Here is a 21,370-nt window from a genome sequence, read left to right as displayed (position 1 = left end):
CTCAGCAGCTTTCAATGAGCGCGAGCCTTTAGCGGGTCCGGACCCGTTTGTCAGGCTCGCGCGCGTCGAACGGCTCTAGTGGGCGGCGTAGACGTCGTCCTCGGTGGTCTTCGGCTGACCGACGGCGGCCTGCACCACGACCGGAGGGGCCGAGGCGAAGGTCAGGGTCAGGGGCACGGTCTGGCCCGCGACGAGGGGGTTTTCGACGGCCAGCAGCATGATGTGGTTGCCGCCGGGCTTCAGCTCGACCACCTGCCGGGCCGGGAGGGGCAGGCCCTCCTTCAGCTCGCGCATCATCATCATATTGCTTTCGATCTTGCTCTCGTGGATCTCCACGCGCCCGGCGACGGGGGTGGCGATGCTGAGCAGCCGGTCGTCGGCCCCGGCGGTGAGCGTCAGGTAGCAGCCGGTCATCTTGCGGCCGGCGGGCGTCGGGCGGCAGACGGCGTCGGTCACGGCGACGGCGCTCTGTTCACCCGCCGGGACAGGCTTGGGCTCGTTCGAACAGGCGGCCAGCAGGGCGAAGGCGGCGATGGGGATCAGGGTGCGGTTCATGGGTCGGATGTCTCTCAGGCGGCGGCAGGTCTGGAACGGAAAAGGCTGCGGATCAACCGGTCGGTCGCCAGGGCGACGATCAGGCTGGCTCCGGTCAGGGGATAGAGAAGGCAAAGCGGGAGAACGATGGCGAGAACCGCGACGCGCAGGCGCGGGCCGTCCGGGACCGGGGGCGCGCCGATCAGGCCCCGCGACAGGCGCGGCGGACGGCGCTTCCACCACATCAGCAGGCCGCTGACGGCCAGCAGCCAGACCCCGATGCAGCCGGCCAGCATGATGATCCGGTTGAGCTGGCCGTACTGCTGGCCCTGATGGACCGCGATGCCCCATTCGAACGCCTTGGCCCCCACGCCGAACTGGCTCCAACGGATGTCGGCCTTCACGGCGCCGGTCTGGCCGTCGACGTAAAGGGTGCGAGCCTCCTCGGCCTTGCGGGTCTGACGCGCCACCGTCCAGGCGAGGTCCGGGGTGGCCGGGATGTTGACGGTGTAGGGCAGGGGCAGCTCGTTTGACTGCGCCACCGACAGCACGCGCGCCAGACTGGGGTCATGGGCGACTTGGCCGTGCAGGACGGCGTGCTCCATAGTCCAGCCTACGCCGGTGGGCGTGTCGTGGGGCTTGGCGTGGCTCCAGGCGCTGGCTGCGGCTGGCGCGGCGGGACGGCCCAGTCCGCTCTCACGCACGATGTTCAGGAAGCGGTCGCCCCAGACAGCGGACCAGGGCATGCCGGTCACCGCCAGGAACAGGATGACCCCGCCGACATAGAAGCCGATCAGGGCGTGCAGGTCTCGCCAGAAGGGACGGCGTCGGGCGTCCGTCGCTGTAAGGACAACGGTGGCCACCCTGCGTCCGCGTGGCCACCACAGGTACAGACCGGTGGCGAACAGCACGATGGCCCAACCGGCGACGATCTCCACCAGGATGTTCATCCCGGTCCCGAACAGGCTGAGGGAATGCAGCCCCTTTATGGTCTCCATGACGCCGCCGTACGCGGTCACGCCGGTGACCCGGGCGCTGTAGGGGTCGACGAAGACAGTCTTTTGAGTTCCGTCGGCCTGATCGACGCGGACGCGGACCGCCTGATCGGGCCGCGCGGGCATCAGGATGTTGGCCGCGCGTCCCTCGCCGGCCGTCGCGGCCGCCGCCAGCCAGGCGTCCGGCGCGGCGCGGGCCGCGGCGGGCGTCACCTCGGCCATCCGCCGATAGACGGCTCCGTCGATCTCGTCCTTGAACAGGTAGAGGCCGCCGGTCACGGCCAGCAGCATGAGGAAGGGCATGACCAGCACGCCTGCATAGAAATGCCAGCGCCAGACGGCGCGGTAGGCGCCGGACAGGGGCGTGGCGGACGGGGTCTGAATCTCGGTCATCGGACTCACAGGGCCACGCGCAGGCCGACGAAGACCGCGCGCCCCTCGCCGGGATTGAACACGACGGTCGAGGCGGTGCGGGCGTCGGTGATGGCCGAGAACTCGTTCACGTGCCGCTCGTCCGTCAGGTTGCGGGCGTCCGCGAACACGGTCAGCCCGTCCTTTACCTCCCAGCTCGCGTTCAGCCCCAGCAGCGTATAGCCGGGCGCCTTCATCGTATTGGCGTAGTCGACCCAGGCGTCGCTGATCCGCCATTCGACCGACGGAGTCAGCGACAGGCCGGATGGATGCCGCCAGGCCAGCTCGGCCCGATAGGCGTGTTCCGGCGCGACCGGCAGGCGGTTGTCGCCCCAGCGCGCGTCATCCACGAAGCGGAAGTCGTTCCAGGCATAGGTCTGGCGCACCAGCAGCGAACCCTGCGCCGGCCCGGTCGGCAGGCGCCAGTCCAGTCCGGCTTCGATCCCCTGGTGCACGGTCTCGCCGGCGTTGAAGGTCGCGGCCGGAATACCAGGGCCGGTGATGAAGTTCAGCAGTTCGCCTTCGATCTCGCTGCGATAGACGGTCACGTCCCAGGCCAGGGCGCCATGACGGCCGCGCGTGCCGATCTCGGCGGTCCAGGCGTCCTGCACCTTCACCGGCGTGAAGCCGACGAGCGGCGCCTGAACGAGCGCGCCATAGGTCGGAGGCTCGACCGACCGGGTCACATTGGCGAACACCTGGGCGCCGTCCTCGGTCTCCCACAGCAGGCCCAGGCGAGGCGAGAACCAGTCGTAGTCGATGTCGTCGTTGTTGGCGGCGTTGACGCGATCCGAGTAGTCGCGCGTGGCCCGGCCGAACGAGCCGCCCGCCACCAGCGCCAGCCGGTCGGTCACGAACAGCCGGCCTTCGGCGAAGACGTCCAGTCCCGTCGCCTTCTGCAGGTTGTCGGCGGTCAGGGCGCCCGCCTGGCCGCCGATGTTTAGGTAGCGCTGGCTGTCGATCTCACCATCGCGATAGCTCAGGCCATAGAACAGGTCGGCGCGCAGGCCGCCCACCTGACCGGTCCAGTCGAAGCGTCCGAACAGGCCGACGGTCTCGCTATTGGTGTTCAGCACCTGGAAGATCGGGTGCCACAGCTCCTTCTCCCAGCCCCAGACAGCGCCTTCGAACACGGTCGAATCGTTTAGCCGCCAGCGGGTCTGCAACGTCAGCCGCTTCAGCGTCAGGTCGCGGGCCTGATCGCCGCTGATCGCGCCGGGGTTGGCCATCTCGGGGCGGGTCAGGGCGTCGGCGAGCGACAGCGACCCCGGGATGTCCTGCTTGATGTCGGCCGCCTGGTAGATCAGCCGCACTTGCCGGTCCTCGCCGAACGTCCGGCCCACGTTCAGGGTCAGGCGGGCCTGGCTCTGTTCGCTGTGATCGCGGTAGCCGTCCGATTCCATCGCCGAAGCGGCCGCGAACACGTCCCAGTCGCCGGACGTGCGGGCCAGCTGCACGCTGCCCCTCAGGCTGTCGAATGACCCGCCTTCCAGCTGCAGCACGGTGTCGTCCACGGCGGTGCGGCCGGTCGGCGTGATCTGGTTGATCGCCCCGCCCAGCTGGGCTCCGCCGAAGCGCAGGGTGTTGGCCCCCTTGTAGATCTCGATGTAGCGGGCGCTCAGCGGATCCACGCCCTGGAAGTCGGAGAAGCCGTCGGCGTCCGCGAAGGGCACGCCGTCCTGGGCGAACAGCACGCCGCGCTGGTGGAAGCCTTGGGCGAGGCCCGAGCCCCGGATCGACAGGCGGGCTTCCTCGCCATAGCGCTTCTGCGCCAGCACGCCGGGCACGTTGCGCAGGGTGTCGGCGAAGGTCTGGGCGAAGCGGTTGGCGTAGCTCTCGGCCGAGACCACGGCTACGGCGCCGGGCGTGCGCGACAGGCGATCACGGGCCTCGGCCACCACGACGGGATCTTCGGGATTGCGTCGGGCGGTGACGATGACGGTGTCGAGGGTGGTGGGGTCTTCCGGCCCGGCGGGCTCGGAGGCATGGGCGAAGGCGGGCGCGGCGAGGGCCGCGAGCAGCAGGGCGCAGGGCGCCGCAGTGGTCCGAAGGGACATGGGAATTCGATCCTGAAACAGAGAAAGGCCCGCGCCGCCGGACGGCGTGCGGGGTCAGGCGCGGGTCAGCGCCGGGTCTGCTTCAGGCGAGGGGAGGGGCGGTCGAGGGCGGTCGCGGCGGCGCGCGCGCGGGGGGCGGCGGGCTGGCGATCAGGGCCGTGAAGGTGGACCCCGGGGTGACGGCGGGCGTGGCGCAGGGCTGGGGCGCCGGCGGTGTCGGCAGGACCGCGGCGACGGCCATGACGCAGGCGGCGCATTTCGGCGGCGGGACCGAGCGGTCCGGCCGGCCGTCGGCGCCGACGCTGATCGTCTGCGGTCCGTCGCTGGAGCAGAGCACCAGCGTCTCGCCCGGCCGCGCCGCCGCCATGGCGGCGTAGGGCAGCAGGGAACCGAGCACGATGGCGAACGTCGCGGCCATCAGGGCCAGCGAACGCCAGATCGACCAGGATTCGGTCTGCGGACGGGTCACGCGCGGTCCATAGCCGTGAAGACGGCCGACGGGAAGCGCGGCTATTCGCCCTTCTGCGCCGTCTGGCGCGGGCTGAATTTGGGGGCGGGGGCCAGGCGCATGACCTCGCCCTGATAGCGTTCGTCGTCGCCGGCCAGGGCAAAGGGCAGGGCGTCGGCGCAGGCGTTCAGCATGGCTTCCAGCCACGGCTGGTCGGCCTTGGCGAAGTCGCCCAGCACATGCGGCATGACCAGGTGGCTCTCGCCCGGGTGGCCCACCCCCATGCGGGCGCGGCGGAAGTCGGCGCCCAGGTGGCTGATCAGGCTGCGCACGCCGTTCTGGCCCGCCGCACCGCCGCCGGTCTTCATGCGGAAACGGCCCGGCGCCAGGTCGATCTCGTCATGGAAGACGATGACCTCGCCGGGCTTGATCTTGTAGAAGCGCGCGGCCTCGCCGACGGCCCGGCCGCTTTCGTTCATATAGGTCTGGGGCTTCATCAGAAGCACCTTCACCGGCCCGGCGGCGGTGGCGACCTCGCCTTCGCGGATCACCGACTGGAATTTGGCCCGCTCGGGACCGAACGACCAGCGGCGCGCGATCTCGTCGGCGGCCATGAAGCCGATGTTGTGGCGATTCTTCTCGTATTTCGGGCCCGGGTTGCCCAGGCCGGCGACGATGATCATGGCTCAGGTCCAGACAAGGAAACGGCCCCATCCGTAACCGGAAGGGGCCGCTCCAGAAACAGTCGATCGAAGGGCGATCAGCCTTCGGTCGTTTCGCCTTCAGCTGCGTCGCCCGATTGCTCGGTCGCTTCAACTTCGGCCTCGGCGGCAACTTCGGCGTCGTGGGCTTCGTCAGCGGCGGCCGAGATGGCGGCCGACGACGTCTTGATCGAAGCGATCACGAAGTCGCGGTCGGCGATGGTCGGCTCGACGTCGGAGGGGACCTTCAGGTCCGACCAGCGGATGGTGTCGCCCAGCTTGTGGCCGGCCAGATCGACGATCAGGTCTTCCGGGATGTGGTTCGCCGGAACCTTCACTTCGACCGAGTGACGGACGATTTCCAGCGAGCCGCCCTGACGGAAGGCCGCGCACTGGTCTTCGTTGATGAAACGGACCTGGATTTCGATCTTGATGGTCTGATTTTCATCGACGCGCATCAGGTCGAAGTGCAGCGGGCGGTCCGACACCGGGTCGAACTGCACGTCACGGGCGATGACCGGCTGGGTTTCCTTGCCGTACTTCAGGGTCACCAGGTGGCCCAGCAGCTTGCCGGTGTAGAGGGACTTGCGGAAGTCCTTCTCGTTCACCGAGATGGCGACGGGGGCTTTGTCGCCGCCGTACAGGATGCCGGGCACCATGCCGGCGCGACGGGCGGCGCGGGCGCCGCCGGTGCCGACGCCGTCGCGGACGTCCACGTTCAGAATGATCTCGGCCATCTGGCTCGCCTCAACAGAAACAGAAACGCCGCGCCAACCGGGGCCCGCGCGGCGGGGGTCATGAACCCTCGAATTCAAGAGCGCGGGCTATTACACGCTAGCGCCGGAGGACGCAACCGCTGTCGCGCCCTGATCGACTCAACGACCGCTGTTCAGCGCCGCCGTGGCCGAGGTGGAGGCCGCGGCGGCCTCCGCGGCGACGGGCGACTGGACCGGTCCGTCGGCCCCCGCGACGGCGGTCGGGGTCAGCTCAGCCGGGATCGGCGTGATGTTCTGGGCGGTGCAGGTCGACAGGTCGCGGGCGATGTGGCGGCCGACGCAGAACATGTCCTCATAGCTGGGTCGCGAGGCCGCAAGGCACTGGAACAGCATCAGTTTGGACATGTTGAGGCAGAACTCGCTGTTCTGGTCGACGGTCATGGCCTCGGTGTTGGCGCGCGAATCCTCGCCGCCGGCGCCCAGGGCGGCCAGGGCGGCCAGGGCCAGCGAACGGACCACCGCCGGGGTGTAGGGCGGGCCCGAGCGGTTGGTGGTCACGCCCAGGCCGCTGCCCGAGTTGGCGGCGGCGAACAGGCGGGCCGATTCTTCGGACGACGGCAGCATCTGGGCCGCCGACAGGGTCTTGGCGCTCTGCAGGCGGACTTCGCGGTTCGGAATGTGGGTGGTGGCCCAGCGGCGGCGAGGGTCGCGGCGTTCCTGGATCGTGTAGGCGTCGCCCTCGACGCCCTCGGCGATGACCAGCATGGCGGCGACGTCGCGGCTCAGGGTGCTGACGATCAGGCCTGCGGCGGCATCGGCGCCCGGCAGGGTCGCGGCGGTGGCCGGATCGGCGATGATGCGGGCGATCAGCTCCTGGCGGACGGCGGGATCGACGGCGTAGGTGCGCACGCCCTGCACGAACTCGGGCGACTGCAGCGCCAGGATCGAGCCGTAGGCGATCATGCCGCGCGACAGCTGGGCCGGCTCATAGGCGGCGCCCTTGCGGATGGCGGCCTGGATGGCTTCCGCGTCGGTGAAGCCGCCGGGCGGAATGGTGCCGACGTCGCGCATGAACGAGACATAGATGGAGGCGGCCTGGGCCACGCCCTCGTTCATCGACAGGGCCGGCGGCGGGGGCGGCGGAGGGGGCGGAGGCGGGGGAGCGACCGGTTCGTCGGTGGCGCAACCCGCAAGCACGGCTGCGGCGGCGACGGCGGCGAGCGCGAGCCCGCGGCGCATTTGACCCTTGAACATGAAAAACCCCGACCCACGGCGCCCATCCGGCAGGGCGCAGACGACTGACTGGTACATATATCGCGGCGAAAAGGGTTCGCCGAGCGTTAATCCCAGCGTTGCAGGAAGTCCGCCATCACAAGGAGATGATTCTCCTCGCTCGGGAGTTTATCCCGGCCCTGTATTGAGGCGTTCGGTGGCGGTCTGCGGCGTCGATGTCGGGGCCGGCTGAGCGGGCGTGCGGACCGGGGGCGCGGCCGGCGGATCGGACAGGGGCGACACGGTGATGCGCGGCGGCTCCGGGTCGGCGACGCTCAGGGGCGATACGATGACGGAGCCGGCGGGCATGGCCGCTCCGCGCGTGCAGGTGGCGATGTCCCGCACGATGTGCCGCCCGAGACAGAAGACGTCCTCATAGCTGGGACGGGAGGCCGCCAGGCACTGGAACAGGTTCAGCTTGGACTCCGTCAGGCAGGTCTGGCTGACCGGATCGTTCTGCAGCGGATCCGTCCGCGCGGCGTCCGCCGCCTCGCCCAGGGCCGCCAGGGCGGCGATGGCCAGGGCCCGCTCCACGACCGGCGGATAGGGCGGATCGCGCCGCCGGTTGCCGGAGACGCCCAGTCCCGACCCGCTGTGCGCGGCGGCCAGCAGGCGGGCGGCCTCGGGCGCGGAGGGCAGCATGGTCTGGGTCGAGCGCGCCTTGGCGTCCGCCAGCCGGCTGTCACGGCCCACAACCTGGGCGACGGCCCAGGAGCGGCGGGAGTCCGCCTGAATGGCGTAGGCGTCATTCTCGATCGAATCCGCGGCCCGGTTCAGGCTGGTGATGTCAGCGCGCAGGGTGGTCACGATCAGGCCCGCCGCGGCGTCGGCGCCCGGAAGGTTCAAGGCCCAGCGCGGATCGGCGGCGAGGTTGGCGGCCAACTGCTCGCGGGTGGCGCGGTCGACGGCGTACTGGCGCACCCCCTGCACGAACTCCGGCGACTGCAGCGCGATGATCGAGGCGTAGGCCACCAGACCGCGCGACAGCTGGGCGGGGTCATAGGCCGATCCGCGGCGGATCGCGGCCTGGATCGCCTCGGGGTCCTGGAAGCCGCCCTCGATGGCGGCCATCTCGCGGCTGAAGGCGACATAGACAGACGCGGCCTCGGCGACGCTCTGGTTCAGGCTGATCGGCGGCGGGGTGCGCGCGGCCAGTTCGGCCGCCTGCCGCGCGGCCTCGATCTCGGCGGCCTTCTCGGCGGCGTTCTGCGATGCGCAGCCGGCCAGCAGGGCGGCGACGGCGAGTGCGGCCACGGCGAGGCCGCGGCGCTGGACGAGCGAACCCATCAATTCTCCTTCGAAAACGACGCCCCGCGTCGAAGTCTCAGGCGCTAATGGGGCGAGACCGTGGACGTTCCCTCGATCAGTCGAAGAGTTTCGACACCGATTCCTCGTTGGCGATGCGCCGGATGGCCTCGCCGATCAGCGGCGCGACCGACACGCGGCGGATCTTGGAGCAGTTCAGGACCTCGTCCGGCTGCTCGATCGAATCGGTGATCACCAGCTCCTTCAGCGGACCGTCGGCCACGCGCTGGACCGCCGGACCCGACAGCACGCCGTGGCTGATGTAGGCCGAGACTTCGGTTGCGCCCTTTTCGATCAGCGCCTTGGCGGCGTTCACCAGGGTGCCGCCCGAATCGACGATGTCGTCGAACAGGATGCATTCGCGCCCCGCCACGTCGCCGATGATGTTCATGACCTCGCTCTCGCCCGCCTTGGGACGGCGCTTGTCGACGATGGCCAGGTCGACGTTCAGGCGCTCGGCCAGCGAACGGGCGCGCACCACGCCGCCGACGTCGGGCGAGACGATCATCAGATTGCCGCGCGTGTAGCGGTCCTTGATGTCCTGGGCCAGCACCGGCGTGGCGACCAGGTTGTCGGTCGGGATGTCGAAGAAGCCCTGAATCTGGCCGGCGTGCAGGTCCATGGTCAGGACCCGGTCGGCGCCCGCGCGGGTGATCATATTGGCCACCAGCTTGGCCGAGATCGGCGTGCGGCCGCCGGTCTTCCGGTCCTGCCGGGCATAGCCGAAGTAGGGGACGACCGCCGTGATGCGCTTCGCCGAGGCCCGCACCAGGGCGTCGGTGAGGATCAGCAGCTCCATCAGGTTGTCGTTGGCCGGATAGCTGGTCGACTGGATGATGAAGACGTCCTCGCCGCGGACGTTCTCTTCGATGACGGCGAAGACCTCGTTGTCGGCGAACCGCTTCACCTGGGCCTTGGTCAGGGGCATGTCGAGGTGGGTCGCGATCGCCTGGGACAGCGTCCGGTTGGAGTTGCCAGAGAGCAGCTTCATGTCCGGTCATCCTTTCGCCGTCATCGCCCGGCTGACAATGCCGCCGTTGCGCTGGCGCGCTACATATCAGGGGACGGCTCAGCCACAAGGCGCGCGGACGAATTTCTCGCCCGTTCGCGTCGCATTGGCGCGCATCGATCCGCTGGTGTAGAGATCGCGTCTGAATTCCGGGGGCGCCGACGGGTGAGCGCCCGCCGGCCTGTCATGTTGAGGTCGTCCTTGCCTGCTTCGAAGATTCGCACCGGCCTTGTTCTCTCGGCCGTTGCCTTGTCGGTCCTGGCCGTTTCGGCCTGTAATCGCGGCGGAGCCCGTCCGCGCCTGGCCTATGAGGAGCGCCCGGTCGAGGCGCTCTACAACACCGGCTATACGCGCCTGCAGGCGCGCCGCTGGGCCGACGCGATCGACTACTTCCAGGAAGTGGAGCGTCAGCACCCGTATTCGGAATGGTCGCGCCGCGCGATCCTGATGCAGATCTACGCGTATTATCAGGACGATCACTACCAGGAGGCGATCGCCGCCGCCGACCGCTTCATCGCCCTGTTCCCGGGCAATCCCAGCGCGCCCTACGCCTTCTACATGAAGGCCATCTGCAACTTCGAGCAGATCACCGACGTGGGCCGCGACCAGGGCTACGCCCAGGCGGCGCTGGACGGCCTGCGCGATGTCGCCCGCCGCTATCCGGGCACGTCCTACGCAATCGACGCCACGGTCAAGATCGACATGGTCAACGACCAGCTGGCCGGCAAGGAAATGGCCATCGGCCGCTACTATCAGCGCGCCAACCAGCCGCTGGCGGCCATCAACCGCTACAAGACCGTCATCGACAACCAATCCTTCCAGCGCACCTCGCACGCGCCGGAAGCCCTGTACCGCCTGGTCGAGGTCAACCTGCAGCTCGGCCTGAAGGACGAGGCCATGCGCAACGGTTCGGTGCTGGGCTTCAACTATCCGGGCAGCCCCTGGTACGCCGAAGCCTACGCCCTGCTGTCCGAGGAAGGCGCCCGTCCGGACGCCGCCCCGACCGGTCCGCGCGAAAGCTGGCTGCGTCGCCTGATCCCGGGCTGACGTTTTCGCTTTGTTCCGCTATTCCCGGGTTGTCCCGGGAGGCGGTTGCTCCGCATTCTCCGGCGTCGCCTGAGAAAACGATTCGCCTTGCTCCAGCTTCCTGACCGCGTTTCCGGCCGTTCGCTTCTTTCGGGGAGCCTGCCGTGCTGACCGCGCTTTCGATCCGCGACATCGTGCTGGTGGACGTGCTGGACCTCGATGTCCGCGACGGCCTGACCGTGCTGACCGGCGAGACCGGGGCGGGCAAGTCGATCATCCTGGACGCGCTGGGACTGGCCCTGGGCGCACGCGGCGACGCGGGCCTGGTGCGCGCCGGGGCCAAGCAGGCCAGCGCCACCGCCGTCTTCACCGCTCCGGACGACCCGGCCCTGATCGCCCTGATCGCCGACCGGGGCTTCGACGTGACGCCGGGCGAGGAGCTGATCCTGCGCCGCATCGTCGCCGCGGACGGCCGCAGCCGCGCCTTCGTCAACGACCAGCCCGCCGGCGTCGCCGCCCTGCGCGAGATCGGCCAGGCCCTGGTCGAGGTCCACGGGCAGCATGAGACCGTCGGTCTGCTGGACTGGAAGACCCACCGGGCCCTGCTGGACAACTATGGCGGCCTGCAGCCGCAGTTGGACGCCGTAGCCGCCGCCGCCGACGCGCTGAAGACCGCCGAGCGCAGGGTCGCGGATCTGAAGGCCGCCGCCGCCGACGCCGCCGCCCATGCGGAAGAGCTGACCCTCAACCTCGCCGACCTCGACGCCCTGGACCCCCGGGCCGACGAGGAGACCGAACTGGCTGGGGAGCGCGCCCTGCTGGGCGCCGCCGAGAAGGCCATGGCCGACCTGACCGACGCCCGCGCCTCGCTGGGCGGGGACAAGCTGTCGCGCAATCTGTCCGCCGCCCTGCGCGCGGTCGAGCACGCCCGCACCCGCGCCACCCAGTCGGGCGCCGAGGGCGACCACCCCCTGCTGGTCAAGCTGACCGCCGCCGCCGAGGCCATCGACCGGACGCTGGTGGAGGCGGAGGAGGCCCTGGCCTGCGTCGACGCCGCGGCCAACGCCTTCGACGTCGAGCCCGGCCGGCTGGACAAGACGGAAGAGCGGCTGTTCGCCCTGCGCGCCGCGGCCCGCAAGCTGAACACCTCGGTCGAGATGCTGCCCGTGCTGCGCGAGCGCTTCCGCGAGCAGCTGCGCCTGATCGAGGACGGGGCCGACGCCATCACCGCCGCCGAACGCGAGGCGTCGGCCGCGCGCGAGGCCTATGACCTGGCCGCGACCTTCCTGACCTCGGCGCGGGAAGCCGCCGCCGAGCGCCTGACCGCCGCCGTAATGGGGGAGCTGGGTCCGCTGAAGCTGGAGCGCGCCCGTTTCCGCGTCGCCTTCGAGCCGGTGGCCGACGGTCGCCGCGGTCCGCTGGGCGTCGAGACCGTCCGCTTCGAGATCGCCACCAACGCCGGGACCGCCTTCGGTCCGTTGGACGCCATCGCGTCGGGCGGCGAGCTGGCCCGCTTCGCCCTGGCCATGAAGGCGGCGCTGGCGGGGCGTGAGGACCAGCGCCAGCCCGTGATGATCTTCGACGAGGTTGATCAGGGCGTCGGCGGCGCCGTGGCCGAGGCCGTGGGTACGCGGCTGCAGCGTCTGTCCCAGGGCGCCCAGGTGCTGGTCGTCACCCACAGCCCGCAGGTCGCCGCGCGCGGCCACGCCCACTGGAAGGTGCGCAAGTCCGACCACAACGGCCTGACGGCCACCACGGTCGACACGCTGGACGAGGATCAGCGGCTGGAGGAGATCGCCCGCATGCTCTCCGGCGCCACCATCACGGATGAAGCGCGCGGCGCGGCGCGGGCGCTGATCGGCTAGCTGGCCTGCAGCACCTTGCGCAGCGCGCCGTGGATGTCGGTGTTGCCGGCCAGGACCTGCTTGCCGTTCTTGGGATCGCCGTCGATGTCGATCGAGGTGACGATGCCGCCCGCCTCGGTGACGAACAGGATGCCCGCCGCCACGTCCCACGGGTTCAGATTGCGCTCATAATACGCGTCGTACCGGCCCGCGGCGACCCAGGCGAAGTCCAGGGCGGCCGAGCCGAGGCGGCGGATGCCCGCGACGCGCTGGCCGACGGCGTGGATGTCCTTGATGGCCTGGGCGTGGCCGGTCTTGCCGATGAAGGGCAGGCCGGTGGCGATCAGGCTTTCTGACAGGTCGCGGCGACCCGCGACGCGGATGCGCCCGTCGTTCAGGTAGCAGCCCTTGCCCTTCTCGGCCCAGAACATCTCGTTCATGACCGGGTTGTAGGTCACGCCCGCCACGATCTCGGACGAGCCGTCCGGGGCGTAGCGCTCCAGCCCCACCGTGATGGCGAAGTGGGGCATGGCGTGCAGGAAGTTGGTGGTGCCGTCGATCGGATCGACGATCCAGCGGTGCGACTTGTCCGAGCCCTCGATCATGCCGCGTTCCTCGCCGAGGAAGCCGTAGCCCGGCCGGGCCTTGGTCAGCAGTTCGAACAGGGTCTCTTCGGCCTTGATGTCGGCGGCGCTGACGAAGTCGCCGGGGCCCTTGCGGGACACCTGCAGCTGGCTGACTTCACCGAAGTCGCGCAGCATCGGGCGGGCGGTCTTGCGGACCGCGTCCATCATGACGGTGAGCAGGGCGGAGGCGAGGGCCATCGGGAATCTCCTGGTCCGCATGTCCTGAAAAGGCGCTCTGGCCCGGACATGCGGAGAAGTTCAAACGCTGATCGGCCCCGGACGGAGCCGATGAAAACTCAGTCCGCGCGGCGGACGTATTCGCCGGTCGTGGTGTCGACGACGATCTTTTCGCCGACGCCCATGTACGGCGGGATCATGATGCGCACGCCGTTGTTGGCGATGGCGGGCTTGTAGGACGACGAGGCGGTCTGGCCCTTCACGGTGGGCTCGGTCTCGACGACTTCCAGATTGACCTGGTCGGGCAGCGACAGGCCGATCGGGCGCTCTTCGTGCAGCTCGATGACGACCTTCATGCCTTCCTGCAGGTAAGGGATACGGTCTTCGCCGACCCAGTCCTTCTGCAGTTCGATCTGCTCGTAGTTTTCGTCGTTCATGAAGACCAGGCTGTCGCCGTTGTCGAACAGGTAGGAGAAGTCGCGCTGCTCCAGCGTGACGCGCTCGACCTTGTCTTCCGAACGGAAACGTTCGTTCAGCTTGTTGCCGGTCTCGAGGTTCTTGGCCTCGACGTTGGCGAAGGCGCCGCCCTTGCCCGGCTTGACGTGGCTGGCCTTGGTGACGACCCACAGGCCGCCGTTCACTTGCAGGACCATGCCGGGCTTGATGGTGTTGCCGTTAATCTTGGCCATGATGTCTCGGAGGGGTTGAGGCGCAGCCCTTGCGGCGCGCGCGAGCGGGCGCAGTCCCTAAAGGAAGCCGCGTCATCCGGCAAGGTGGGCATAAAAAGTTGTATTGACTTGGTTAAGCAACCATAGGAATTGAAAATCGCCGTTATGGGAGGGTGCTATGGTCAGCTTGACTCAGGAAGATTTCGCCACGCTGCAAAGCACCAGCGAAGAGGATCTGCTCGGCCAGCTGGGGCTTGCGGTCATGGGCAGCGAAGGTGAATCCGCGTCGCTCAAGAGCCTGCAGGCGGCCTCGCTGGACTTCTCGTGGCCCAACTTCATCCAAGCCGGGATGAACTACTTCAACCGGATCTGGCCGACGGTGAAATCCGTCGTCTGCGAGGCCTATGAGGCCTACAGCGAGGACAACAAGGCGTGGATCGAGCAGGCCGCCACGGCCCTGCTGGCCCTGATCAATGTCGGTTCGGCCATCGCGATCCTGATCGTCAAGATCGCCATCAAGAAGGGTCTCGACACCCTCTGCGCCGCCGACTGAGGCTAGTGGAGGGTCGCCCTGGAGTCGGCCTTCTTCTGCACCATGTTGGCCAGCGCCACCTGTCCGCCCACCGGGGCGGCCAGCTTGCCGGCGCGCGCGTCCAGCTTGCGCGCCTCGTGGGCGAAGGCGGCGGCCATGCCGGCGGACGACATGGCGGCGGCGATCTGCAGGCCCCGGCTGGCCGGGCGCATGGCGATCCAGACGGCGTTCAGCGCCTGGGCCGCCGCCCACAGGCCCATGGCCAGGTTGCGCTCCGGCGCCCGGGGCGCATTCCACACCCGGACCGCCGACAGGGTGGTGGCCGAGAAGACGGCGGGCAGGATCAGGCTCAGGGGGCCGCGCGGCCGCTCGGTGATCGGCGCGTCGGTTTCCGTCAGATGTACGGGGCGGGGGCGGATGGTCCGCTTGGCGAAGGCGGTGGCGGCCAGGGCGAAGCCGACCGTGAGCGCGACGCCCAGCAGGACGTGCGAGGCGTTGCGGCCCTCCGCGTTCAGGAAGCCTGAAGCTGCTTCGCGGGCGTCGTCGATCACGTCGTCGATGTCGGTCATGCTGCCTTGTTCCGTTCTGCCCAACGACAATGACGGGCAAAGGGGCGGGTTCCGCCGGCGCTCTGAGAACGCTCTAACGGTTGGCGGCCAATCGTAGAGCTTCTATCGTCCGGGAGTAGAGCTCGGAGACGCGAATGACGTCGCGCGGATTGGCGCAACTGTTGGCCCTCGCCCTGGCGGCGCTGACGTACTGGACCATCGTGTCCCGACCAGGCGTCATCGGCGATGAGTTCCCGATCGCGATCTATTTCACCATTCTTGTTTTCACGCTCTTCGTGTTCGGCATGAGCTTTCTAGCCTTGCGTTTGGCGGCCGGCGGTTCGGCGACCTACTGGAGCATGGAGAACCGGGATCAGCTTCGGTCGATCGGGTGGATGATCGTCACGATAAGCGCGGTGATGTTGGTCGGCCACGCGATCCTCGATCGGCTTGATCGCGCCGCCCCTCTCGTCCTGCGTGCTAATTTCTTCGTGGCCATGACGCTCGTGCCGGCGGCGTTCATTGTCTCGGGGAGGGTCAGATGGCCCAGTCGTTCGGCCCATCCCGGCAGGTTTGCGCTGTTGCTGCTCTGCTTGGTCGGCCTCGGCGCCGCCGCAGCCTGGAGCTGGATGGCGTGGTCGTCTGCGCCCGGCGAGCCCGCCATTCCCTCCCCGGGTCGCCTTCTGTTCGTCGTTCCCGTCGTGATCCTGGCTGCGACCTTGGAGGAGATCGTATTCAGGGTCCTGTTGCAGACCGCGCTGCTGGAGCGGACCGGGTCGCGGTTTCTGGCGGTATTCCTCTCCAGCGTCGCATTCGGACTGATGCACGTTCCCGGACAACTCGCCGAGCCTGTGATGCACGCGGACTGGACGCTGCTCCAGCTGGTGGCGCACGACTACGCACCGGGATTCCTGGTGCAGATCGCGTTTGGCCTGTTGCTCGGCGTGCTCTGGCTCCGAACCGGCTCGCTCGTGCTGATCTCCGGGGTCCACGCACTGTTGAATATGGGCGGCGTGCTGGCGACCGGCCTCTAGTTCCCGGTCGCGCTCTTGTCCGGGGCGATCTCGGTCATGGCCGATTGCAGGTAGTTCTGCTCGCCCAGCTGTTCGATCAGCTTGTGCTGGGCCTCCAGGAAGTCGATGTGCTCCTCGGTGTCGGCCAGGATGCGCATGACCAGGTCACGGCTGACGTAGTCCTTGGCGGCCTCGAACTGGGTGACGGCGGCGACGACCACGTCGCGCGAACCCAGCTCCAGCTGCAGGTCGGCGCCCAGGCATTCGATGGCGCTCTCGCCGATCTTCAGCTTGTGCAGGTCCTGCAGGTTGGGCAGGCCGTCGAGGAACAGCACCCGCTTGATCAGCATGTCGGCGTGCTTCATCTCGCCGATGCTCTCGTCGTAGATGATCTGGCCCAGGTGCTTCAGGCCCCAGCTTTCGAACATGCGGGCGTGCAGGAAATACTGGTTCACGGCCGTCAGTTCGTTGGTCAGGATCGCGTTCAGCGTCCGGATGATCGCGGGGTCGCCCTTCATGGCCTCGGTCCTTCAAGCGGCGGCGGCTCCAAGTCCGGAGTCGCCTGATTTCCCGCCGTTCATAACACGAACGAAGGCCCTGTGTTCACTTGCGAACACTTATCACGACATTGAAATTGCGAGTAAAAATCGCCCGCAGCGCGGCTGAGAATGCTACTCAGCAGCGAGGGCGAAGGCCTGCCGCGTTTCCTGGATCATCTGGCGCATTTCGCAGACGCATTTGGCGCACTGGGCCTGGCACTGATGCTTGATGAAGACGTCGCGCGGACGCGTCGCGCCCGCCTCGATGGCCGAGGCGACGTCACGTTTGCGAAGACCGTTGCAGTTGCAGACGTACAAGGAGGCGAACCCACTCAATGCGAATGGTTCGCTATAGCAACGGGAATGCGGCGAATGCAAGTCGTTCGCATGGGTGCGTCGTTGCCGCACCGCCGGTTCTCTGATCACATCGGCTTCGGGACAGGAGGGGCGCCGTGACCATCAGGACTCTGTTCGCTGCTCTGGGCGCGGCCGCGGCGCTGTTCAGCGCGGCGCCGGCGACGGCCTCGGACCGGCCGGGGCTTCCCGCCTTCACCTCCATGGCCGAGCTCAGCGCCTTCCTCGACGCCCATGCGCCGCAGGAGGCGGGGCAGGAGGTCTGCCCGCCCGAGCATCCGGACTGTCCCGACAACACCGAGGTGGAGGATATCGTCGTCACCGGATCGCGGATTACCGCGCCGTCCATCACCAACAACCAGGAAGCCGGGGTCGACGAGGGCGACATCGTCAAGGCGCGCGGCGACACCCTGATCATCCTGCGCCGGGGGCGTCTGTTCGCCATCGACACCGGCCAGGGACGGCTGCGGCTCGTCGACCGGATCGACGCCTATCCGCCGGGCGTCGATGGGGAGGACGACTGGTACGACGAGATGCTGGTCTCGGGCGACCGCGTCATCGTCATCGGCTACAGCTACGGACGCGGCGGGACCGAGATCAATCGCTTCCGGCTGGACGCGGCGGGAAACCTGACCTTCGAGGACAGCCACCACCTGGCGTCCGACGACTATTATTCCTCCCGCAACTACGCCTCGCGGCTCGTGGGGGATCAGCTGGTGGTCTATTCGCCCGTCGATCCCTCGACCGGCGATCCGCTTAAGGACCTGCCGCGCCTGACCCGCTGGACGCCCGACGCCGTGGGGCAGGAAGACAAGGACGACGACTACGAGACGATGCCGGGCCGTCCCATCGTCACGGTGGGCGACGTCTATCGCGCGCCGGGCCTGGATGAGGGGGCGCGCGGCCTCGTCTTCCACACCACCATCCGCTGCGCCCTGTCCGCGCCCGAGCTGAGCTGCCGCGCGACGGCGGTGCTGGGGCCGGACTCGCGCAGCTTCTATGTCGCCCCGACGGCGGTCTACGTCTGGATGGTTGAGGAGAGATGGGGGCTTCCGAAGGGGGAGCAGCCCCGCGGCTGGCTGTATCGCATGCCGCTGGACGGCGGCCGTCCGCAGGCGGCGGCCACGGTGGGCGCGCCGATCGACCAGTTCTCCTTCCTCGAACAGCCGGAGTTGGGCCGCATCAATGTGCTGGTGGTGGCCGACAACGACGGCGACGGGATGGGGCGGCCCGAGACCGTGGCGGGCGGCGCGGCGCTGCTGCAACTGCCCTTCTCGCGCTTCGGGACCGGCGAGGGCGAGGCGGATCTCTCCGACTACCGGATCCTGCCCGGGATCGGACAGCAAGGGCGGGCGCAGAACCGGTTCGTCGGCGACTTCCTGCTCTATTCCGCCCAAGTCTACAGCGACCTCCCGTACGCCGAGGACCTGCCGCGTTACGAGAGCCGCCTGATCGTGACGCCGCTGGCTCCGGGACCGACCCTGATCTGGGGCGTGCCGGGCCGGGTCAACCGGATCGAGGCGATGGGGCCCGACGCCCTGGTGGTCTCGGGGGAGGAGGACGTCTTCTTCACCACAATCGAACTGCAGACGCCGCGCCCGACCATCGGCGACCAGTACGTCATGCTGGGGTCCGCGGAGACCGAGAGCCGCAGCCACGCTTTCTTCTACCGGCCTGACCCGTCCAGCGCCGACGGCTCGACCGGAGTGCTGGGCCTGCCGGTCTCGCGCGCCGGGGCCGGCACCGTCGACCCGGATACGGAGGAGCGCGCGACGCTAGAGACCATCACCTACATTCGCCGCAACGGCCTGGGGCGGCTGGGCGAGATCGGCTCGCTGGACGCCGCGCCCCTGAACGGCCGGATCGACGACGGCTGCATCGCCTCCTGCTACGGCTGGTACGGCGACGCGCGCCCGATCTTCCTCGGCGACCGCATCTTCGCCCTGCTCGGCTATGAGGTGATCGAGGGGCGCGAACGGAACGGCCGCATCCGCGAGGTGCGCCGCATCGACATGACCCCGCCGCCGCCGGAGGGGCCGCGGCCCTACTACATCGATTGACCTTGGGCCCGGTTCGTCGCACTCCCCGGACATGGCCAGAGAACCCGTCGCCCCGCCGCGTCCGCCGTGTGCGCTGTATCTGATCACGCCGCCGGCGATCCCCGACCTGCCCGCCTTCGCCAGGACGTTGGGCGAGGCGCTGGACGCGGGCGCCGTCGCGGCCCTGCAGATACGGCTCAAGGAGGTCGATGACGCCGCCGTCCTGGCCGCCGTCGCCGTGCTGAAGCCGGTGGCCGCGGCGCGCGGCGTGGCGGTGATCCTGAACGACCGGCCCGACCTCGCCGCCCGCTCGGGCTGCGACGGGGTGCATGTGGGGCAGGGCGACGCCTCCTACGCCGAGGCGCGCCGGACCATGGGGCCGGACGCCATGATCGGCGTGACCTGCCACGACAGCCGCGAACTGGCCATGGAGGCCGCCGAGGCGGGGGCCGACTACGTCGCCTTCGGGGCCTTCTTCCCGACCACGACCAAGGAAACGGCGCACCGGCCCGAGCCGGAGATCCTGACCATCTGGCAGGAGACGGTGGAGACGCCCTGCGTCGCCATCGGCGGGATCACGGCCGCCAACGCCGCCGACCTGGCCCGCGCCGGGGCGGATTTCGTGGCCGTCAGCGGGGCCGTCTGGGGCCATCCCGATGGTCCGGCGGCGGCGGTTCGTGAGCTTGATCAGGTGCTTGCGGGGGCCTTCTGACCTTCAGGGGATGTTAGGAAGCGCCCGGTTAGGTAGCGGTGAGACTTTTCGCCTGCCGGACCAGATTATGACGATGAGCCGCGTGCTCGATCCCCAGCCCGTTCCTGTGGTGGAGACCGCGACGCGTTCGCGCGCGGCCCCCGTGGATGCGGCTGCGACGAGCGGCATCGGCCAGCCCCTGGCGCCGATCTTCACCGCCATGGCGGTGATGGTCCTGACGATCATCGCCCTGACCTTCGCCCGCACCGCCGACATGGTCGCGGCCCTCTGGGGCGCCGGCGGCCTGGCGGTCGCGGTCTGGCTGCGCACCTCGCGCGGTCCGCTGTACGACGCCTGCTTCGGCGGCCTGCTGGCCTGCGGTCTGGCCGCGGGCAACCTGCTGGCGGGCAATTCGACCAAGACCACCCTCATGTTCACCGTCGCGAACATGATGGACATCTACTGCGCCGTCCTGATGGCCCGCCGGTTCGCCCCGACACTGAACCTGGCTTCGGTCGAGGGCGCCAGCCGCTTCCTGGTCAGCGCCGCGGTGCTGGCCCCGCTGCCGGCGGCGGCCCTGGTCGGCGGCATGCTGTGGTGGATCAACGGCGCCGACTTCCTGGAGACGGCCCAGACCTGGTGGTTCGGGCATGCGCTCAGCATCGCCGTGGTCGGCAGCTTCGGCCTGGCCCTGACCAAGCGGGAGGTCCTGCGCTTGCGGTCTCCGGCGCGGGCGACGGAGGCGGTGGTCCTGCTGGGCCTGCTGACGGTCGTGAACATGCTGATCTTCGGCATGCAGTCGCTGCCGATCAGCTTCGTCACCCTGCCGCTGCTTCTGCTCATCGCCGTGCGCCTGCGGCTGCTCGGCGTGACGGCGGCCCTGCTGATCATCAGCGTGCTGGCCATCGGCGGCAGCATGCTGGGGCACGGCCCCTATGTGAGCGCCTTCAATGGGGCGGACCGGGCCATGATGGCCCAGCTGCTGGTCCTGTTCGGCTATCTGCCCATCCTGCTGGTGGCGGCCCTGCTGGAGGAGCGCGATCGCCTGTCCGACCGCGCCAAGGCGGGCCAGGTCCGCGCCGAGCGCGCCTCCGAGGCCAAGTCTCGCCTGCTGGCCAACGTGGCGCACGAGATCAAGAGCCCGGTCGGCGGCATCATCGGCATCGGCGAACTGTGGCGCGCCGGCCAGCTGGGTCCGGTCACCCCGACCCAGGGCGAGATGGCCGAGATGCTGGTCAAGACCGCCCGTCAGGTCGAGGCCCTGTCCCACGACCTGCTCGACGTCGCCCGCGCCGAATCCGGCGCCGTGAAGGTCGAGCTGCGGCCGACCGACGTCCCTGGCGTGCTGGACGACGTCCGCCGCGCCACGGCCCTGCGTCCGGAAGCCCAGGGCATCCGCATCGATCTGGTCAGCGAAGGCGACGGCCTGGTGGCCCTGGCCGACTCCCAGCGCCTGGTCCAGGTGATCGGCAACCTGACCTCCAACGCGGTCAAGTACGGCGGGTCCGGCGGGGTGGTTATCCTGCGCGCCAGCCGCATCCATGACGGCGTCCGCATCGAGGTCATCGACCATGGTCCGGGCCTGACGGCCGAGAAGCAGACCCAGCTGTTCGAGCCCTTCAACCGGCTGGGCCTGGAACGCTCGACGGTCGAGGGGCACGGCATCGGCCTGGCCCTGGCCAAGCGTCTGGTCGAACTGCAGGGCGGCTCAATCGGCGTGACCTCGACCCCGGGCGAGGGCGCCTGCTTCTGGGTCGAACTGCCCGCGGCCTGATCGCGCCGACGGCCATCTCCTACCGGCAAACTGGGTCTTTGCGACGTTCCGACGCGCGGCCGAACGCGCATCGACTTTGCCTCAGCTTGGG

General features: G+C 69.1%; 21 protein-coding genes. 7 read left to right on the top strand and 14 right to left on the bottom strand.

What is annotated here, in order from left to right:
* Positions 1 to 75 precede the first annotated feature (75 nt).
* From AC3WRV_RS14150 to AC3WRV_RS14110, 9 genes are all read right to left on the bottom strand, one after another.
* A complete protein-coding gene (locus AC3WRV_RS14150; RefSeq protein ID WP_291835264.1) occupies positions 76 to 555 on the bottom strand; it encodes a copper chaperone PCu(A)C in 480 nt (159 codons plus the stop codon).
* A gap of 14 nt (positions 556 to 569) precedes the next feature.
* Complete coding sequence (locus tag AC3WRV_RS14145; RefSeq protein WP_492313751.1) at positions 570 to 1,922, bottom strand: PepSY-associated TM helix domain-containing protein; 1,353 nt, start codon at positions 1,920 to 1,922, stop codon at positions 570 to 572.
* Between the two features lie 5 nt (positions 1,923 to 1,927).
* Positions 1,928 to 3,997 (bottom strand): TonB-dependent receptor family protein, encoded by a 2,070-nt coding sequence (locus tag AC3WRV_RS14140; protein WP_492313750.1) that lies wholly within the window; start codon positions 3,995 to 3,997, stop codon positions 1,928 to 1,930.
* Between the two features lie 82 nt (positions 3,998 to 4,079).
* Positions 4,080 to 4,466, bottom strand: a complete 387-nt coding sequence (locus tag AC3WRV_RS14135; RefSeq protein ID WP_492313749.1) for a hypothetical protein — start codon at positions 4,464 to 4,466, stop codon at positions 4,080 to 4,082.
* A 41-nt stretch (positions 4,467 to 4,507) separates the two neighbouring features.
* Positions 4,508 to 5,128 (bottom strand): aminoacyl-tRNA hydrolase, encoded by a 621-nt coding sequence (gene pth, locus AC3WRV_RS14130; RefSeq protein ID WP_291835274.1) that lies wholly within the window; start codon positions 5,126 to 5,128, stop codon positions 4,508 to 4,510.
* 77 nt (positions 5,129 to 5,205) lie between these two features.
* Complete coding sequence (locus AC3WRV_RS14125) at positions 5,206 to 5,883, bottom strand: 50S ribosomal protein L25/general stress protein Ctc (RefSeq protein WP_492313748.1); 678 nt, start codon at positions 5,881 to 5,883, stop codon at positions 5,206 to 5,208.
* Positions 5,884 to 6,021: 138 nt separating this feature from the next.
* A complete protein-coding gene (locus AC3WRV_RS14120; RefSeq protein WP_492313747.1) occupies positions 6,022 to 7,101 on the bottom strand; it encodes a hypothetical protein in 1,080 nt (359 codons plus the stop codon).
* A gap of 162 nt (positions 7,102 to 7,263) precedes the next feature.
* On the bottom strand, positions 7,264 to 8,421 hold the full coding sequence (locus tag AC3WRV_RS14115) for a hypothetical protein (RefSeq protein WP_291835282.1): 1,158 nt from the start codon (positions 8,419 to 8,421) through the stop codon (positions 7,264 to 7,266).
* A 76-nt stretch (positions 8,422 to 8,497) separates the two neighbouring features.
* Positions 8,498 to 9,430: a ribose-phosphate pyrophosphokinase gene (locus tag AC3WRV_RS14110; RefSeq protein WP_492313746.1), complete on the bottom strand. Its 933-nt coding sequence runs from the start codon at positions 9,428 to 9,430 to the stop codon at positions 8,498 to 8,500.
* 207 nt (positions 9,431 to 9,637) lie between these two features.
* Between AC3WRV_RS14110 and AC3WRV_RS14105 the strand changes: the two genes are divergently transcribed.
* Together AC3WRV_RS14105 and recN are read left to right on the top strand one after the other, a co-directional pair.
* Positions 9,638 to 10,495 carry an outer membrane protein assembly factor BamD gene (locus tag AC3WRV_RS14105; RefSeq protein ID WP_492314085.1) on the top strand — a complete coding sequence of 286 codons (858 nt, stop codon included), beginning with the start codon at positions 9,638 to 9,640 and terminating at the stop codon, positions 10,493 to 10,495.
* A 143-nt stretch (positions 10,496 to 10,638) separates the two neighbouring features.
* Positions 10,639 to 12,339 (top strand): DNA repair protein RecN, encoded by a 1,701-nt coding sequence (recN, locus tag AC3WRV_RS14100; RefSeq protein WP_492313745.1) that lies wholly within the window; start codon positions 10,639 to 10,641, stop codon positions 12,337 to 12,339.
* Here recN and AC3WRV_RS14095 read toward each other — a convergent pair.
* Positions 12,336 to 13,142: an inositol monophosphatase family protein gene (locus AC3WRV_RS14095; RefSeq protein WP_492313744.1), complete on the bottom strand. Its 807-nt coding sequence runs from the start codon at positions 13,140 to 13,142 to the stop codon at positions 12,336 to 12,338. The two genes, recN and AC3WRV_RS14095, sit on opposite strands and share 4 nt — an antisense overlap.
* Positions 13,143 to 13,240: 98 nt before the next feature.
* The gene (gene efp / locus AC3WRV_RS14090) at positions 13,241 to 13,810 is read right to left on the bottom strand and encodes an elongation factor P (RefSeq protein WP_291836533.1); all 570 of its coding nucleotides are present in this window, start codon (positions 13,808 to 13,810) and stop codon (positions 13,241 to 13,243) included.
* Positions 13,811 to 13,967: 157 nt separating this feature from the next.
* Here efp and AC3WRV_RS14085 point away from each other — a divergent pair, with 157 nt between their 5' ends.
* Complete coding sequence (locus AC3WRV_RS14085; protein ID WP_291836531.1) at positions 13,968 to 14,342, top strand: hypothetical protein; 375 nt, start codon at positions 13,968 to 13,970, stop codon at positions 14,340 to 14,342.
* Positions 14,343 to 14,344: 2 nt separating this feature from the next.
* Here AC3WRV_RS14085 and AC3WRV_RS14080 read toward each other — a convergent pair whose 3' ends face one another.
* Positions 14,345 to 14,890, bottom strand: a complete 546-nt coding sequence (locus AC3WRV_RS14080) for a tryptophan-rich sensory protein (RefSeq protein ID WP_291836528.1) — start codon at positions 14,888 to 14,890, stop codon at positions 14,345 to 14,347.
* Positions 14,891 to 15,024: 134 nt separating this feature from the next.
* Between AC3WRV_RS14080 and AC3WRV_RS14075 the strand changes: the two genes are divergently transcribed.
* Complete coding sequence (locus AC3WRV_RS14075; protein ID WP_492313743.1) at positions 15,025 to 15,903, top strand: CPBP family intramembrane glutamic endopeptidase; 879 nt, start codon at positions 15,025 to 15,027, stop codon at positions 15,901 to 15,903.
* Here the strand turns inward: AC3WRV_RS14075 and bfr are convergent.
* The gene (gene bfr, locus AC3WRV_RS14070) at positions 15,900 to 16,400 is read right to left on the bottom strand and encodes a bacterioferritin (RefSeq protein WP_291836522.1); all 501 of its coding nucleotides are present in this window, start codon (positions 16,398 to 16,400) and stop codon (positions 15,900 to 15,902) included. The two genes, AC3WRV_RS14075 and bfr, sit on opposite strands and share 4 nt — an antisense overlap.
* 153 nt (positions 16,401 to 16,553) lie before the next feature.
* Positions 16,554 to 16,739 (bottom strand): (2Fe-2S)-binding protein, encoded by a 186-nt coding sequence (locus AC3WRV_RS14065; RefSeq protein ID WP_291836547.1) that lies wholly within the window; start codon positions 16,737 to 16,739, stop codon positions 16,554 to 16,556.
* A 134-nt stretch (positions 16,740 to 16,873) separates the two neighbouring features.
* Between AC3WRV_RS14065 and AC3WRV_RS14060 the strand changes: the two genes are divergently transcribed.
* The 3 genes from AC3WRV_RS14060 (at position 16,874) to AC3WRV_RS14050 (ending at position 21,279) form a co-directional block, all read left to right on the top strand.
* A complete protein-coding gene (locus AC3WRV_RS14060; protein WP_492313742.1) occupies positions 16,874 to 18,835 on the top strand; it encodes a beta-propeller domain-containing protein in 1,962 nt (653 codons plus the stop codon).
* A gap of 31 nt (positions 18,836 to 18,866) precedes the next feature.
* Positions 18,867 to 19,526 (top strand): thiamine phosphate synthase, encoded by a 660-nt coding sequence (thiE, locus tag AC3WRV_RS14055; RefSeq protein ID WP_291836516.1) that lies wholly within the window; start codon positions 18,867 to 18,869, stop codon positions 19,524 to 19,526.
* A gap of 73 nt (positions 19,527 to 19,599) precedes the next feature.
* Entirely contained in the window at positions 19,600 to 21,279 is a 1,680-nt protein-coding gene (locus AC3WRV_RS14050) for a sensor histidine kinase (protein ID WP_291836513.1), read from the top strand.
* The last annotated feature ends 91 nt before the right edge of the window (positions 21,280 to 21,370 follow it).

This window comes from Brevundimonas sp. EU05-FHT14B11 (assembly GCF_058790835.1).
This window is presented reverse-complemented; position numbering and strand designations above follow the sequence as displayed.